This is a genomic window from Flavobacterium rhamnosiphilum (genome assembly GCF_004349195.1).
GTDB classification, from domain to species: domain Bacteria; phylum Bacteroidota; class Bacteroidia; order Flavobacteriales; family Flavobacteriaceae; genus Flavobacterium; species Flavobacterium rhamnosiphilum.
Genome location: NZ_SMLG01000001.1, coordinates 566,110 through 581,957, shown reverse-complemented (window position 1 = coordinate 581,957; position 15,848 = coordinate 566,110). Strand labels below are relative to the sequence as shown.

Sequence of the window (15,848 nt, the reverse complement as noted above, 5' to 3'; positions counted from 1 at the left end):
CATAGAACTTCGACGAAAAGAGGAAATCTTGCATTAAATTGAATTTGACTCTTTTTTACGAAAGATTTTTACTATTATAGCAGAAAAAACAATTCAGCCTTACAATTAATATACTTTAGGTGTATTTTTACAAATAACAATTCTATTTTTATTCAATTTATTATATGAATCAAATTTATAATTCAACCACAACATTTTACTTTTTCTTTACACCGAATAACCGCTATTAAATCCTTATCATCCAAAAGTAAATGAATTATAAGTATAAGTCTTCAATTCTTACATCCGTAAGTATATTTACCATTGTCCTAGCGCTAATTGTTATTTTAGGATGGCTGTTTGATATTTCTGTATTTAAAACAATCATTCCTGGCTATGTTTCCATGAAAATAAACACTGCCATCGGCTTTTTATTATCCGGAATAATATCCCTATGTATGACTACAAATCGATGGAGTAATACTTGTCGTTTCGCTGCTTTTTTACTTTTAGTATTTGGCGTAGCAACTTTTTCGCAAAATATTTTCAATTATGATTTAGGAATTGACCAGTTTCTAATCACCGATTACGACAATATAAAAAAAGGATTCTCTTATCCAGGACGCCCCTCACCAACTACCGCTTTTTGTTTTAGCTTATATGGTTTGGCCCTTTTAGGCATTACTTCTCAAACTTCCCACTTTAAGAAACTGGCTCAATATTGCCTTCATATTATCACATTAATATCTTTCATCGCATTATTAGGTTACCTGTTTGTAGTTCCTGTTTTTTACAAACTGTCTTTTCTTACTACTGTAGCGGTGCATACTGCATTAGCCTTTTTTACACTCTCAATTGCCACTTCTTTTACACAAAAAAATTTGGGAATAACCGGTATTTTTACCGGAATCAACATAGGAAACCTGATGTCACGGAACCTTTTCCCCAAAATGGTAACCGCTATTCTCCTGCTTACTTCATTAGAATTATTCATCCTTAGACACAAACTGATATCGCAAGATTTTGGAATAGCGCTATTGGCAACTTCCTTTATTCTGATATCGCTGTATTTTATCGCGTCAACTTCAAGCTTACTAAACCAAATAGACATCAAAAGAATTAAAGCCGAAAATAAAATAATCAAAGCCAATAAAAATCTTGAAAAGATAGTTGTTGATCGCACCATGTATTTGACCACTCAAAACAAACAATTAGAAGATTTTGCCCATATCATTTCACACAATCTCCGCGGACCTGTGAGTAATTTACACTCCCTTTTGAACTTCTATAAAGAGGAAGAAAACATAGAAGACAAAGATGAATTGATGCAAATGTTTGAAAAAACCGTCAACAATATCGGAAGCACTCTTAATGAATTACTGGAAGTGGTTTCCACAAGACACGAATCAAAGAGAGATAGAGAAAAAATCATTTTTGAAACCGTTTTCTCAAAAATAACAACAACATTCCAAGGACAGATTTTAGAATTAAATGCCAATATAACCGCCGATTTTTCAGAAGCTCCTGAAATAGAATACTCTAGCACCTATCTTGAAAGTATTATGCAAAACCTGCTAAGTAATGCCTTAAAATATCATACTCCAGAGCAAAAACCCGTTATTCATTTTGCAACAACAAATACGGATGACAGAATTGAGCTTACGGTAAGTGACAACGGCCTCGGAATTGACCTTTCTAAAAACGGATCTCGTTTGTTCGGATTGCATAAAACCTTCCACAAACACCCTGAAGCAAAAGGAGTCGGGCTTTTTCTTACCAAAACACAGGTAGAAACGATGGGAGGAATAATAAGCGCAGTAAGCAAAGTAAACGAAGGCACTACCTTTAAAATAGTATTCAATCCAAGTCCAACCGCCTAGATTTGAATATCCGAACAGAATATGCTAATCTGTTTCCAGTTCAATTCCCTTCTAAAAAATAAAATTACAGATATACGTCTCTACGAAATTGCACATCTCTTAAATTGCACCTCTACAACAATTATACGTATCTACAATTGTGGAAAAACAAAAAACCCGCTTCTTTCGAAACGGGTTTTTTTAATAATTGAGAAAATCAATTATGCTTCAACTTCAAATGGAAGGATAGAAACATAAGATTTGTTATCTCTTTTCTTTTGGAACTTAACAACTCCATCTACTCTTGCGTGTAGTGTGTGATCTTTACTAATGTAAACGTTTTCACCTGGATTATGTTTTGAACCTCTTTGTCTTACGATGATGTTCCCAGCAATAGCAGCTTGACCACCAAAAATCTTAACACCTAAACGTTTTGATTCTGATTCTCTACCATTCTTAGAACTACCGACACCTTTCTTGTGAGCCATGACGTATTAGTTTTATTTTGTTATTATTCTTGTGTATCTTCTTTTTTAGCTTTAGCTACTTTTTTCTTAGGAGCTTCAACTTCTTCTGTAGTTGCTTCAACTGCTGCTTTTTTAGGAGCCGCTTTTTTAGCACCAACACCAGTAATACCTTCAATTACAATTTGAGTAAGATATTGTCTGTGACCGTTTCTCTTTTTGTATCCTTTTCTTCTTTTCTTTTTAAAAACGATAACTTTATCTCCTTTTAAGTGTTGTAACACTTTAGCTTCTACTGAAGCACCTTCTATAGCTGGGGCGCCTATTGTGATTGTACCGTTATCATCTAACAAATAAACTTTGTCGAAAGAAACTTTCGAACCTTCTTCATTTGTCAAACGGTTAACGTAAACCTTTAGGTCTTTGCTTACTTTGAACTGTTGCCCTGCTATCTCTACGATTGCATACATACTGAATTGTTTTAATAATTTTTAAGGTTGCAAATATACAATTAAATATTTAACCTGCAATTAGTAGAACCAAAAATATTACTTCCTTCTAATCCCCTGATTTGTCATACTTTTGAAGCTGTTTGATAATAAACCTAAATGAACAGTTGTTAAAGGTTTATTCTGTAGTATTTTTGATGTAACAATACCCCTTTTTCCGTTACTAATAGAAAATAAAAAATTATTAATCCAATATGAAAAAATCAATAATGGCCTTAAGTACAGCGCTCATGCTTGGTGGAGTAGCTTCGGCTCAAAAAGTAGTTTTCGAAGAATACAATTTAGACAATGGCATGCATGTCATTTTGCATAACGATCCTTCTGCGCCTGTAGTTGTTACTTCTGTGATGTACCATGTAGGTTCCAAAGATGAGAATCCGGAACGAACTGGTTTTGCCCATTTTTTCGAACATTTGTTATTTGAAGGAACTGAAAACATCAAACGTGGTGAATGGATGAAAATTGTAAGTTCAAACGGAGGAACGAACAATGCTAATACTTCTGATGACCGAACGTATTATTACGAAGTATTTCCTTCTAATAATTTAGAATTAGCACTTTGGATGGAATCCGAAAGATTAATGCATCCTGTAATCAATCAAATTGGCGTTGACACTCAAAATGAAGTGGTAAAAGAAGAGAAAAGAACCAGTTTTGACAATCGTCCTTATGGAAACATTCTTACGGTTGTAAAAGAAAATATGTTCAAAAATCATCCATATCGCTGGACTACCATTGGCTCAATGAAAGATTTGGATGCCGCAACCTTAGAAGAATTTCAAGCATTCAATAAAAAATTCTACATTCCAAACAACGCTGTTTTAGTTGTTGCCGGTGATTTCGAAAAAAATCAGGCTAAAGAATGGATTCAGAAATATTTTGGACCAATAAAAAAAGGAACTGCTGTAACGAAACAAACTTTTGTTGAAGAGCCAATCACTCAAACTATAAAAGCTACGTATCAGGATACTAACATACAAATCCCAATGTTAGTTGCTTCGTACAGAACACCATCAATGAAAACAAGAGATGCCAGAGTTTTGGATTTCATCTCTTCTTATTTAAGTGATGGAAAAAGTTCTAAATTGTACAAAAAAATAGTTGATGAGAAAAAAATGGCATTACAAATAGGTGCCGTTGGTTTTAGCCAAGAAGATTATGGAATGTATATTTTGTATGGCTTACCAATGGGAACAAATACCGCTGCTGATGTCTTGAAAGAAATTGACGAAGAAATTGTAAAAATTCAAACCGAATTAATTTCTGAGAAAGACTTCCAAAAATTACAAAATAAGTTTGACAATAATTTTGTGAATGCCAATTCAAATGTAGAAGGAATTGCCGAAAATTTAGCAACCTATTATATGCTTTACGGGGACATCAATTTAATTAACACCGAGATAGAACTTTTACACTCTATCACTCGTGAAGAAATTAGAGACGTTGCAAAAAAATATTTGAATCCAAACCAAAGATTGCTTTTGGATTATATTCCTTCAACAGAACAGGCTAAAAACTAAGACACTCTAAATCATGAAAAAAACAAATATACTAGTATTCATTTTGTTGGTAACAGGAATTATGCAGGCACAAGATAGAACACAACCTAAACCTGGAGCTTCACCAGTAGTAAACATCAAAAAACCACAAACTTTTGTTATGTCAAATGGTTTGAAGGTAATGATTGTTGAAAATCATAAACTCCCAAAAGTCAGCTTCAGCCTTTCGCTGGACAACGCTCCTTATGCCGAAGGCAATAAAAAAGGAGTTGATGAATTGACGAGCAGCATGATAGGAAACGGGAGTAAAAAATTAGCAAAAGATGCTTTCAACGAAGAAATTGATTTTCTAGGGGCTGATCTTAATTTTAATTCTCAAGGAGCTTATGCAAGCGCACTTTCTAAATATTCTAAACGAATATTGGAATTGATGTCTTACGGAGCTTTGCACCCAAATTTTACTCAAAAAGAATTCGAGAAAGAGAAAGCAAAATTACTGGAAGGACTTAAATCTCAGGAAAAAAGTGTTCCTGCAATTGCAAACAGAGTTGTTGACGCACTTGCTTTCGGAAAAAACCACCCTTCTGGAGAATACATGACCGAAGAAACGATTAAAAACGTAACTCTTGCGGATATTCAAGCCAATTATGCTAATTATTTTGTTCCCGAAAACGCTTATTTAGTGATTATTGGAGACATCAAATACAAAGAAGCAAAACCAATTGTAGAACAACTATTTGGATCTTGGCAAAAAAGAAGCACGCCAAAACTGACCTACGCAGCCCCGGAAAATGTACCGTTTACTCAAATCAATTTTGTTGATGTTCCTAATGCAGTACAATCGGAGATTTCATTAGTAAATACAGTGAATTTAAAGATGAGTGACCCCGATTTCTTCCCTGCTGTAATCGCAACTTATATTCTTGGCGGTGATTTCAATAGTTATCTTAATATGAATTTAAGAGAAAAACACGCATGGACTTACGGTGCCAGTTCTATAATAGGAAGCGGAAAATACGTGACTAAATTAAGATCGACTTCGGCGGTAAGAAACGTAGTTACAGATAGCGCAGTGGTTGAATTTATCAAGGAAATAAAAAAAATACGTACTGAGAAAGTAAGCGAGGAATTGCTGAGTAATACTAAAGCCGGTTATATTGGACGATTTGTTATGCAGGTAGAAAAACCGCAATCAATTGCCCGATATGCCTTGAATATAGAGACAGAAGATCTTCCAAAAGATTTTTATGAAAATTACATCAAAACTATCAATGCGGTAACTGCCGATGATGTACTTCGTGCAGCCAACAAATATTTTCTTTTAGACAATAAACGAATCATTATTGCCGGAAAAGGATCAGAAGTGATTCCAGCTTTGGAAAAATTAAAAATTCCAATGTTTTATTTTGACAAATACGGCAATCCATTGGAAAAACCAGTTTTCAAAAAAGACATTCCTGCTGGCGTAACTGCCAAAAGCGTTATTGATAATTACATCAAAGCTATTGGTGGAGAAAAAGCAGCTTCTGCTGTAAAAACGATTGTAATGAACGGAACAACGACTATTCCCCAAGCACCTTCTCCTTTAAGTTTTACTTCTAAGATAGATGCTAAAGGAAAATTAATGGTTGAATTAGCGATGGGAACCATGAGCTTGATGAAGCAAGTTATCAATGAAAAAGGAGCTTACATCATGCAACAAGGGCAACGCAAAAACATTGAAGGTAATGACCTTACTGAAATGAAAGCAAGCGCAACAACTTTTGAAGAGTTATTGCTTTCTAAAAAAGAAGGATTAGTATTGAGCGGTATAGAAACAATCAGTGGAAAAGATGCGTATGCTGTAAAAAATGGAAAAACAACATTCTATTACGATGTAACTTCCGGACTGAAAGTATCCGAATCAAAAACAATGGAACAAGGTGGTCAAACCATCACTCAAACTACGAATTATGGAGATTATAAAGAAGTAAAAGGGGTTAAGATTCCTTTTAACATCATCCAAAATGTAGGATTTGAATTGGATATTAAAATGTCTGATGTAAAAATCAATGAAGGTGTTTCAGATGCTGATTTTCAATAATCAAAACTTGAATTAATAAACAAAGGCTGTCTTTTTTAGGCAGCCTTTGTTGTTTTATAAAGTTTGTGAATCCATTAGATTTTAAAAAATTCAAAATCTGTTATCTATCCGTTTATAATCTGAGTACTAAACTGATCACTGAATACTACTTCTTAGCTGACAAGTACACTCCGATTAAAACGATAAAAGCACCAAAAAACTGAACTGCAGTAAGCATTTCATTGTCCAACAATCCCCAGCAAAAAGCAACCACAGGAATCAAATACGTTACTGAAGTAGCGAAAACTGGTGAGGACATTTGGATGAGTTTAAAGAACAGAATATTCGCAATTCCCGTTCCTACAACCCCAAGAACCATAATAAACAAAACCGATTCCTGCACTTTCACATCGTGTACCACTTCAAAGAAACCGGAGAAAAACAAGATGATGAATGCCGGAAAAAACAACACCATAAAATTACCGGTAGTAATACTCAACGGACTCAAATCATGTAAATATTTTTTGATTAAATTTACATTAACCGCATAACATATTGAAGCTATTAAAACCAAAATAGCATAATAATAATTTTGTTCCGGATGATGAATAGCCCCGTTCAAAATCAACAAGGCGCTTCCTATTAAACCGATTAGAATTCCAAAAATCTGATTTCTTTTGAATTGCAATCCAAAAACCAAAGCGCCTAAAATCAATGTATTCAAAGGAGTCAGAGAATTCAAAATAGAACTCACGGAACTATCAATTTCGGTCTGGGCAATCGCAAAAAGGTAAGCTGGTATAAATGTCCCAAATAGAGAAGTTAAGGCAATATATTTCCATTTATGCATCGGGATTTTAGATAAACTTTTAAATCCTATCAGCAATAAAAAAACAGCTGCAAAAATAATTCGCAACGATCCCAATTGTAAAGCTGTCAAACCAATTAGCCCTTTTTTTATTAATATAAATGAACTTCCCCAAACCAAGGCAAGAACCATCAAGTACACCCATTTTAACTGCTTCGATTCCATAAAGATAATTTTGCCCCAAAATTGTAATTATTTTATGAATTAGTCCTCCTTTTTTTAATTAATTTTGCAGTTCAGAAACACGCTTTTAATCTTTAAAATTTACATCATAATGAATTTCAAAAAATCAATCGTAACGCTAGTACTTACAAGTGTTTTATTTGTAGGCTGTAAAGAAAAATCAACAGATATCGTTTCCAAAGAAACTGCAACAACAGAAGCTCCAAAAGTTAAAAAAGAAATTGTAGCTGCCAATCTTCAAACAGCGAGTTTTTCCGTAGAAGGAATGACATGTGCCATAGGTTGTGCCAAAACGATTCAAGAAGATTTGACCGGACTCGATGGCGTTCAGAAAGCAACGGTAGATTTTGATACAAAATTAGCCACCGTGACTTTTGACAAAACGGTTCAAACTCCAGAAAAATTGGCTAAAGTTGTTGAAGCCGCTGCAGATGGTAAAACATACAAAGTTTCGAATATGAAGTCGTAATCCAGACTTTCAAATTGTATAAAAAAAAGCATTCTCTTAACGGGAATGCTTTTTTTTGAACCATACAAGAAATTGAAGGTCATTCAAGAAAGCTCAGAATCCAATATTTACGGGCTTATTTATCCTTAAATGTCTATATGGCTATAAAAGAATATTTATTGTTTCTTAAAATTTCAGTAAATTTCTATTGTTGTTATTTCCACTTCAGGGTTTCCATCAGTCGCTGCATGTCATTTTTGATATAACTTGCCGCCGGCATAATGGAATCATAATTGGGTTTTGCATAAAAATAAACAGAGCCTGTAACAAAATGTTTGGTGCTGTCTGTAGCGTAAAACTGGGAATTCGTTGCCGCATTTCCTTCTACCTGATAAAACATTCCATAGACTTTTTTGTCAGAATTCAAATACGGCTGTTCTAATATATCATCCGCTTTTATCACGTGTTCATAAGTTAGTTTTTGCGCATCACGCAACAGTTCATTAATGTTTTTCGTAACTGGTTTATAGGTGAGATAAATAGTCGCTTTCATTTTTGGATACGTAATCGTAAAACCACAATCCGTCTCTTTTTTGATAATGGCATCCGAATTCATTTCGAAAGCAAAAGGACATTCATTTTCAAAATTCACATATTTGGCTTCCGGGTAATCCAATCGCAAATAGCTTGACGGTTTTGGCAAGACATCATCTTTGCAACTAAAACTCAACAATGACATTACTACTATTGCCGAAAAAGTGATTATTTTTTTAAACATTTGTATTCTAAATTTATTTAATCTTTTATTTTTCAAAAGAAACACATTCCACAATAATTCCCCTTCCTTCGGAGAGGATTTATTCAATCGTTACTTTTATTTGCTTTACCCTTTTTTGATCCACTGCTTCTACTGTAAACAGACAATTTTCGAATGAAATTTTCTGATTTTTTTTTGGAAAATTTCCCAAAATTTCAAGAATAAATCCAGCCAGCGTTTCGGCTTCTCCTTTTTTGATTTCGAATAATTCTTCATCGACATCAATTATCCTGTAAAAATCCTTGAGGTTTATTTTCCCTTCAAAAAGGTAATTTCTATCGTCAATTTGGGAAAAATTAATATTCTCGTCGTCAAATTCATCGCTGATATCCCCTACAATTTCTTCAATAACATCCTCAAGTGATACCAAACCGGAAGTTCCTCCATATTCATCAACTACAATCGCGAGATGACTTTTCATACTCTGAAAGTCTTTCAGCAAATTGTCCAGTTTTTTATTTTCAGGAACAAAGAAAGGCTCTCGCAACAATGATTTCCAGTCAAACTCACTCGTATTAATATGCGGAAGCAAATCTTTGACATACAAAACGCCTTCTATCTGGTCTATATTGTCTCGATAAACCGGAATTCTGGAATATCCTTTTTCTATAATTTTAGGACAAATAACGGAAAAAGATTCGTCTATTTCTAAAGCAAAAATGTCAATTCGGGGACTCATCACTTGTCTCGTATCGGTATTTCCAAAACTTACAATTCCTTCTAAAATTTTTTGCTCTTCCGTAGAAGTTTCATCTGAAGCTGTTAATTCTAAAGCTTGTGACAATTGATCGACGGAGAAATTTGTTTTTTGCTTTCCTAATTTGTTATGCAAATAAATCGTTGCAGCGCGCATGGGTAAACTTATTGGCGAAAGCAATTTATCCAGAAAAGCAATTGGATACACAATCAGTTTGGCAAACTTTGTATTGTTTCTGCTGGCGTATACTTTTGGCAAGACCTGACCGAATAATAAAATTAAAAAAGTAGCGGTCAGTACTTCCAGAATAAATTTTAAAAGTGGTGTTGTTATTCCCGAAAAGATTGTTTTTCCAACAAACGAAAATAATAGCACTATGGAAATATTGATAAAATTATTGGCAACAAGAAGTGTCGCTACCAGTTTTTTGGGTTTTTCTAAAAGTTCAGCAATAATTTTCCCTTTGGAGTTATTTTCCTGCACTGTTTTATCAATATCCTTTTGTGACAACGAAAACAAGGCAACTTCAGCACCTGAAATTAATGCAGAACAAAATAACAAAACAACTATTCCTGTAAAGCCAAACACTACATTAGTATCAATAGCGTAAGCAAAAAATAAACTGGGCTCTGGGTCCAAATTAGTTAAGATTAATTAAACAATCAAAATGGCAAGTCATTAATAGGCAAGACATTATTTTCCGAGTCAAAATTAGTGTTTTTCGCAACATCAGCTGCAGGAATTTGTTTGTTGTTTTCACTGTCTTTTTTTGTTGTAAGAAAAGTGAATTCGGTTACCTGAATTTCGGTGGTGTGTTTCGTACTTCCATCCTCTGACTGCCATTGACGGGACTTAATGCGTCCTTCCACATATATTTTATCTCCTTTAGAAAGGTATTTTTCACAAAGTTCAGCCGCTTTATTGCGCACCACCAAATTATGCCATTCCGTAGAAGTGATTTTTTCATTGGTGGTTTTGTTGATATACACTTCGTTTGTTGCCAACTGAAATCTTCCGATACAATTGCCTCCGTCGAAATAATGCATTTTGATATCATCACCAAGAAAACCGATAAGCATAACTTTATTTAATGTTCCGTTCATTGTAGGATTTGGTATTTCTATCAAAGATACATTTTTTCACTAAGACTCAAAGATTCTAACAGGTTACTTCTGGATCTGATTGCAAATATCACTGTGTAGAAACATATTCATAATAAGGGGTGTTAGCTTTAGATTTTTCTAAAGTTAACCCATAAAGTTCTAAATCTTTTATAGTATTTTCTATCGAATCGTTTCTCAAAATAAAGTCGTAATTACCAAGTAGTCCAGTTTCGTCATTAATTACAGTATTATAAAATCTACTCATAGTATTTAACATTCGTTCAATTTTAATGTTGCCAATCAGAAAATGAGTTCTATTGTATCCGTCTTTGCGGCCTTCTTCGTTGAAAATTTCTTGTAGTTTCTTTTTATCAACTATTTTTAAAACATAAATTGACTCTTCTTTGTATGTTAAATCTTCTTTTAAAGACAATGAATTTAAAAGCAAGTTTTTAATTTTATTCCGTTCTTCCTTTTCATTCTTAAACAAACTGTTTTTATAAAATATACTATACAATTTGTCTTTTTGATTTTCTGGAATAACAATATGATTTTTAAAAGCATTTGTTAAATTTGAAATAAGTGAGATTAGGTCTAGATTCCAATTTTGATAATTCCCTTCATTATTAAAATCAAAAAGGTACCCACCACCTTCATTTTCATTACCTTTAAATACTGAAAATGAATACATCGTTTTATCAATTGTAGTTGTTTTATAACCTAAATCTATTGTGTTGAATTCTTCTATTTTAGTTGGATTTCTAACTATTAGTGATGGTGGCGGCATATCTGAATTTGAATTTTGACTCGTTGAAATTTCTTTGCCATTCAAAAAATTATTCAGAATCAAATCGTTTAAAGTTTCTGGATTTCCAATCCATTTCAAAATTCCTTTATCATCAATAAGAATGGTGGTTGGAAAGGCTTTAATGCCAAAGTTTTCAATAGTTTGTCCGGTCTGATCACTAACAACCACTGATTTAAAAGGAATGCGTTTTACTGTCCGTAAAACTTTATCTACTTTTTCATCGGTAATTGAAATAAAAACAAAATCTTTATTGGATTTAAATTTTTCTTGAAATTTATTCAAATTAGGCACTCCTTGCAAACAGGGCCCACACCAAGTTGCCCAGAATTCCAATAAAATAAATTTATTTTTAAAATTCTTATCGCTCGGAACATTTGAAATATAGTCCGTTATATTAATTTTTGGTGCAATATCCCCAACTTTTAATTTAGTTTGACTGAATAATGAGTTAGACATAAATAATATGGCTACTATATACAAAATATTTTTTTTCATGATTTAATGACTTTTTTTTAGTTGCTATTCTTTTTAACAGAATTTCTAAAGATAGAAAAATCCTACTACTAATTTCATGGAAAATCAGTTTTAAATTTCATTCTCTATAAAATTATGAATCACAATTGGGAAAGGAAAAGTTCTCAAAGTTTCCCCATCAATTCCGTTTTCAATTGTTCCTTTTACAGATACTTTCCAAAACTTGATGTGTAAATGTTGGTGTGACAATTTATGAATGATGCTTTTTTCGTTGTATTCTAACATGCTTATAACTTCATACTGGTCGCTAAAATCGGTTTGTATTTGTGTTGAAATAAAATCAAAATCTTCTTCTTTTTCTGTTTCTATCAAAGGGAATTCATATAAATTATGCCAAATCCCTTTGTCCGTTCGTTTCTGGATAATTGTATTTCCCATTTCATCGGCAACAACCAAATAATTAAAGTATCGGTTTCTTACTTTTAGTTTTTTGGACTTTACAGGCAATTGATCGACTTTATTTTTTTGCAAAGCGGCGCAACTTTCGTTGAAAACACAAATGCCACAATTCGGACTTTTAGGAACGCATTGCAAAGCGCCAAACTCCATAATGGCTTGATTGAAAGTTGCCGGATTAGCTTCGCTCAGTTCGGCTCCGCCTCGGGTGTCTTTTGGCATGAGTTCAAAAGCCAGTGCAGCGAATTCTTTTTTGGCGGAAGCCTGAGCAATATCCGTATCCACATCGAAATAACGCGATAAAACCCGAAACACATTTCCATCAACAACGGGAACGGCTTCATTATAGGAGAAAGAAGCAATGGCCGCTGCGGTATATTCCCCTACTCCTTTTAATTTCAATAAGTCATTATAATTCCCCGGAAAGATTCCGGATAAATCAAAAGCGATATGCTGTGCAGTTTTATGTAAGTTTCGAGCTCTGGAATAATATCCTAATCCCTGCCAAAGTTTCAAAACTTGTTCTTCATTGGCTTTCGCCAAATCAAAAACAGTAGGAAAAGCGGTTGTAAAAGATAAAAAATAAGGCATTCCTTGCGCAACACGCGTCTGTTGTAACATGATTTCAGAGAGCCAAATAGGGTACGGATCAGTGGTATTCCTCCATGGTAAATCACGTTTATTTTGTAAATACCATTGAATTAGCAAGTTAGAGAAAATCATGTTTTAATTATTTGTTAGCAAAAGTAAAAGTTTATGTGATTAAAATTTAATGAATTAGCTTGAATAATTGTTTTTTAAATTCCTATATTTGCAAACTCAAAAAAATAGTACAACATTATAAATAGGAAAGAAAATGACGAAAGCAGATATCGTAGCAAAAATTTCAGAAAAATTAGGTCTTGAAAAAGGAGATGTACAGGCAACTGTAGAGACTTTTATGAATGAAGTAAAAAATTCATTAGAAACTGGAGACAATGTTTATTTAAGAGGTTTTGGAAGTTTTATAGTGAAGACTAGAGCTGAGAAAACAGGAAGAAATATTTCTAAGAATACAACAATAAAAATTCCTGCACACAATATTCCTGCATTCAAACCTGCAAAAGTTTTTGTAGAAGGAGTGAAAACAAATAACGAAGCAAAATAACAATATTAATTAATCATAAAATCGATAAGATATGCCAAGTGGTAAAAAAAGAAAGAGACATAAGGTAGCGACGCACAAACGTAAAAAAAGAGCGAGAGCTAACCGTCACAAGAAGAAAAAGTAGTTTTAAACTACTTTTTTCTTTTTAAACGTTCATTGAAATTGAAAATTAGTGTTCAGCCCTCAGTTTTAAGTATTCAGTTTACTGCCAACTTACAACTGCTAACTGCCAGCTAATTTTCCCCGGGTTCAATACCTGTTAAAATATTGTTTAATCCATTTGTTCGCCTTGGCGAATAGATAAAAAATTTACAGTGTGAATAAAGAATTAATCATTAGATCTAGTTCTGAAGCCGTAGATTTTGCCTTATTAAAAGATGGAAAACTAATTGAATTACACAAAGAAGAAGAAAAAAGCAACTTCCAGGTTGGTGATATTTTTATTGCCAAAATCAGGAAACCAGTTGCGGGACTGAACGCTGCTTTTGTAAATGTTGGCTTCGAAAAAGATGCTTTTTTACATTATCACGATTTAGGTCCTAACTTATCTTCCCAACTGAAATTCATAAAACTTGTAAGCGCAGGTAAATTAAAAGATTTCTCCCTAAAAACCTTTCAGTTTGAAAAAGAAATAGATAAAGATGGTACTATTACTGATGTATTAAGTGCCAATCAATCTGTTTTAGTACAAGTCGTCAAAGAACCTATATCTACAAAAGGACCAAGAATTAGCGCTGAGCTTTCTCTTGCCGGAAGATTTATAGTTTTGGTTCCGTTTTCTGACCGCGTTTCTATTTCACAAAAAATAGAAGACAAAAAAGAAAAAGAACGCTTGAAACGATTAGTACAATCCATCAAACCAAAAGGATTTGGTGTTATTGTTCGCACAGTAGCCGAAGGCAAAAATACAGCCGAATTAGAAAAAGATTTGCAGAACCTGCTTAGCAGATGGACTGCAATGTGTAAAAAATTACCAACTGCTCATCATCCGTCCAAAGTATTAGGAGAACTCAACAGAGCCTCTTCGATATTAAGAGACGTATTTAATGATACCTTTAGTGGTATTCAAATTGATGACGAAGAGTTGTACAACCAAACAAAGGATTATTTGCAAGAAATTGCACCATCCAAACAATCAATTGTTAAGTTTTATCAATCAAAAGACACACCTATTTTTGAGAAATACAACATAGAGAGACAAATCAAAACTTCTTTTGGAAAAACAGTATCCATGAGTAAAGGGGCTTATCTTATTATCGAACACACTGAAGCTTTGCACGTTATAGACGTAAACAGCGGAAACCGTTCTAATAAGGCCACCAACCAGGAAGATACAGCCATGGAAGTCAATATGATTGCAGCTGCCGAAATCGCAAGACAATTACGTCTTCGTGATATGGGTGGTATCATCGTAGTTGATTTTATCGATATGTCAAATCCTGAAAATCGTAAAGTGTTGTTCGATTTCTTGAAAGAAGAAATGAGCGACGATAAAGCTAAACATAAGATCTTACCTCCGAGCAAATTTGGATTAGTCCAGATTACAAGACAAAGAGTAAGACCAGAAGTAAATATTAAAACTAGAGAAGAAGATCCAAACAATGAAAGTGGCGAAATTGAAGCGCCAATTCAAATCATTGACAAAATCGCTTTTGATCTAGAAAGAGTATTAAAAAACCACAAAGATGTTGTGCTTAATGTACATCCTTTTGTGGCCGCATACCTTACCAAAGGTTTTCCATCATTACGTTCAAAATGGTTTCTTGAACATAAAAAATGGGTGAAAATTATACCTCGTGATGCTTACACGTACTTAGAATATCATTTCTACGACAAAAAAGAAAATGCTGTCATAGAATAAATTACAAACTCCTCAAGAAATTGGGGAGTTTTTTTTTGCTCTTTTTTTAGGAGCTAATCCAGCTATCCGTTGCAATCTTTTTCAACGCTGTCAGGGTTCAAAACCCTGACAGCGTTTAGAAAAAGGATTTTCACTTCTATCTGGGCTAGGGCATTCGAGTATTATATTACTTCCTTCTTTCTACAAAAAATCGCTTCATCAACTCCGAAGCTTCATTCGCCAGAACTCCAGAAACAACAGTAGTTTTAGGATGCAATTGTGTTCCCATTTTTACAAAACCACGATTTTCATCGCTGGCGCCATACACAATTTTAGAAATCTGACTCCAGTACAAAGCACCTGCACACATCTGGCAAGGTTCCAGCGTGACGTAAAGCGTACAACCAATTAAATATTTCCCGCCAAGATAATTCGCAGCGGCAGTAATAGTTTGCATTTCGGCATGGGCCGTAACGTCATGGAGTAATTCGGTTAAGTTATGACTTCTGGCAATGACCTTATTATCGATGACAATTAGAGCACCAACAGGGATTTCGCCTTTCTCAAAAGCCATTTCAGCTTCCTGCAAAGCCTTTTTCATAAAATATTCGTCGGTGAAAGGATTTATCATAGTA

Annotated in this window: 15 protein-coding genes; 6 read left to right on the top strand and 9 right to left on the bottom strand. The window is 33.8% G+C overall.

What is annotated here, in order from left to right; translation table 11 throughout:
* The first annotated feature begins 251 nt into the window (after positions 1-251).
* Entirely contained in the window at positions 252-1,859 is a 1,608-nt protein-coding gene (locus tag E0I26_RS02505) for a sensor histidine kinase (protein ID WP_131914914.1), read from the top strand.
* Between the two features lie 200 nt (positions 1,860-2,059).
* Here the strand turns inward: E0I26_RS02505 and rpmA are convergent, their stop codons facing one another.
* Together rpmA and rplU are read right to left on the bottom strand one after the other, a co-directional pair.
* Positions 2,060-2,326 (bottom strand): 50S ribosomal protein L27, encoded by a 267-nt coding sequence (rpmA, locus tag E0I26_RS02500; RefSeq protein WP_026709571.1) that lies wholly within the window; start codon positions 2,324-2,326, stop codon positions 2,060-2,062.
* A gap of 23 nt (positions 2,327-2,349) precedes the next feature.
* The gene (gene rplU / locus E0I26_RS02495) at positions 2,350-2,772 is read right to left on the bottom strand and encodes a 50S ribosomal protein L21 (RefSeq protein ID WP_131914913.1); all 423 of its coding nucleotides are present in this window, start codon (positions 2,770-2,772) and stop codon (positions 2,350-2,352) included.
* Between the two features lie 233 nt (positions 2,773-3,005).
* On the opposite strand from rplU, the gene E0I26_RS02490 reads away from it, so the two are divergent.
* Complete coding sequence (locus E0I26_RS02490) at positions 3,006-4,331, top strand: M16 family metallopeptidase (protein WP_131914912.1); 1,326 nt, start codon at positions 3,006-3,008, stop codon at positions 4,329-4,331.
* A gap of 13 nt (positions 4,332-4,344) precedes the next feature.
* Complete coding sequence (locus E0I26_RS02485) at positions 4,345-6,393, top strand: M16 family metallopeptidase (protein ID WP_235831703.1); 2,049 nt, start codon at positions 4,345-4,347, stop codon at positions 6,391-6,393.
* Positions 6,394-6,538: 145 nt separating this feature from the next.
* Here the strand turns inward: E0I26_RS02485 and E0I26_RS02480 are convergent, their stop codons facing one another.
* Positions 6,539-7,405 (bottom strand): DMT family transporter, encoded by an 867-nt coding sequence (locus tag E0I26_RS02480; RefSeq protein ID WP_131914911.1) that lies wholly within the window; start codon positions 7,403-7,405, stop codon positions 6,539-6,541.
* Positions 7,406-7,514: 109 nt separating this feature from the next.
* On the opposite strand from E0I26_RS02480, the gene E0I26_RS02475 reads away from it, so the two are divergent.
* Positions 7,515-7,892, top strand: a complete 378-nt coding sequence (locus tag E0I26_RS02475; RefSeq protein WP_131914910.1) for a heavy-metal-associated domain-containing protein — start codon at positions 7,515-7,517, stop codon at positions 7,890-7,892.
* A 193-nt stretch (positions 7,893-8,085) separates the two neighbouring features.
* Here the strand turns inward: E0I26_RS02475 and gldD are convergent, their stop codons facing one another.
* From gldD to mutY, 5 genes are all read right to left on the bottom strand, one after another.
* A complete protein-coding gene (gene gldD, locus E0I26_RS02470) occupies positions 8,086-8,649 on the bottom strand; it encodes a gliding motility lipoprotein GldD (RefSeq protein ID WP_131914909.1) in 564 nt (187 codons plus the stop codon).
* A 79-nt stretch (positions 8,650-8,728) separates the two neighbouring features.
* Positions 8,729-10,024 carry a gliding motility-associated protein GldE gene (locus E0I26_RS02465; RefSeq protein ID WP_131914908.1) on the bottom strand — a complete coding sequence of 432 codons (1,296 nt, stop codon included), beginning with the start codon at positions 10,022-10,024 and terminating at the stop codon, positions 8,729-8,731.
* Positions 10,025-10,047: 23 nt separating this feature from the next.
* Positions 10,048-10,488 (bottom strand): single-stranded DNA-binding protein, encoded by a 441-nt coding sequence (locus tag E0I26_RS02460; RefSeq protein WP_131914907.1) that lies wholly within the window; start codon positions 10,486-10,488, stop codon positions 10,048-10,050.
* An 88-nt stretch (positions 10,489-10,576) separates the two neighbouring features.
* Positions 10,577-11,791 carry a redoxin family protein gene (locus E0I26_RS02455; RefSeq protein ID WP_131914906.1) on the bottom strand — a complete coding sequence of 405 codons (1,215 nt, stop codon included), beginning with the start codon at positions 11,789-11,791 and terminating at the stop codon, positions 10,577-10,579.
* 90 nt (positions 11,792-11,881) lie between these two features.
* On the bottom strand, positions 11,882-12,949 hold the full coding sequence (gene mutY / locus E0I26_RS02450) for an A/G-specific adenine glycosylase (protein WP_131914905.1): 1,068 nt from the start codon (positions 12,947-12,949) through the stop codon (positions 11,882-11,884).
* 133 nt (positions 12,950-13,082) lie between these two features.
* Here mutY and E0I26_RS02445 point away from each other — a divergent pair, with 133 nt between their 5' ends.
* Positions 13,083-13,373 carry an HU family DNA-binding protein gene (locus E0I26_RS02445; RefSeq protein WP_066080765.1) on the top strand — a complete coding sequence of 97 codons (291 nt, stop codon included), beginning with the start codon at positions 13,083-13,085 and terminating at the stop codon, positions 13,371-13,373.
* 316 nt (positions 13,374-13,689) lie between these two features.
* Positions 13,690-15,234 (top strand): Rne/Rng family ribonuclease, encoded by a 1,545-nt coding sequence (locus E0I26_RS02440; protein ID WP_131914904.1) that lies wholly within the window; start codon positions 13,690-13,692, stop codon positions 15,232-15,234.
* Positions 15,235-15,400: 166 nt separating this feature from the next.
* Here E0I26_RS02440 and E0I26_RS02435 read toward each other — a convergent pair whose 3' ends face one another.
* Positions 15,401-15,844 (bottom strand): nucleoside deaminase, encoded by a 444-nt coding sequence (locus E0I26_RS02435; RefSeq protein ID WP_131914903.1) that lies wholly within the window; start codon positions 15,842-15,844, stop codon positions 15,401-15,403.
* Positions 15,845-15,848 lie beyond the last annotated feature (4 nt).

Coding starts and splice junctions, on each gene's coding strand:
- E0I26_RS02445 (WP_066080765.1), top strand. CDS start 13,083: ATGACGAAAGCAGATATCGTAGCAAAAATTTCAGAAAAATTAGGTCTT.
- E0I26_RS02480 (WP_131914911.1), bottom strand. CDS start 7,405: ATGGAATCGAAGCAGTTAAAATGGGTGTACTTGATGGTTCTTGCCTTG.
- E0I26_RS02460 (WP_131914907.1), bottom strand. CDS start 10,488: ATGAACGGAACATTAAATAAAGTTATGCTTATCGGTTTTCTTGGTGAT.
- E0I26_RS02490 (WP_131914912.1), top strand. CDS start 3,006: ATGAAAAAATCAATAATGGCCTTAAGTACAGCGCTCATGCTTGGTGGA.
- rplU (WP_131914913.1), bottom strand. CDS start 2,772: ATGTATGCAATCGTAGAGATAGCAGGGCAACAGTTCAAAGTAAGCAAA.
- E0I26_RS02455 (WP_131914906.1), bottom strand. CDS start 11,791: ATGAAAAAAAATATTTTGTATATAGTAGCCATATTATTTATGTCTAAC.
- rpmA (WP_026709571.1), bottom strand. CDS start 2,326: ATGGCTCACAAGAAAGGTGTCGGTAGTTCTAAGAATGGTAGAGAATCA.
- gldD (WP_131914909.1), bottom strand. CDS start 8,649: ATGTTTAAAAAAATAATCACTTTTTCGGCAATAGTAGTAATGTCATTG.
- E0I26_RS02485 (WP_235831703.1), top strand. CDS start 4,345: ATGAAAAAAACAAATATACTAGTATTCATTTTGTTGGTAACAGGAATT.
- E0I26_RS02435 (WP_131914903.1), bottom strand. CDS start 15,844: ATGATAAATCCTTTCACCGACGAATATTTTATGAAAAAGGCTTTGCAG.
- E0I26_RS02475 (WP_131914910.1), top strand. CDS start 7,515: ATGAATTTCAAAAAATCAATCGTAACGCTAGTACTTACAAGTGTTTTA.
- E0I26_RS02505 (WP_131914914.1), top strand. CDS start 252: ATGAATTATAAGTATAAGTCTTCAATTCTTACATCCGTAAGTATATTT.
- mutY (WP_131914905.1), bottom strand. CDS start 12,949: ATGATTTTCTCTAACTTGCTAATTCAATGGTATTTACAAAATAAACGT.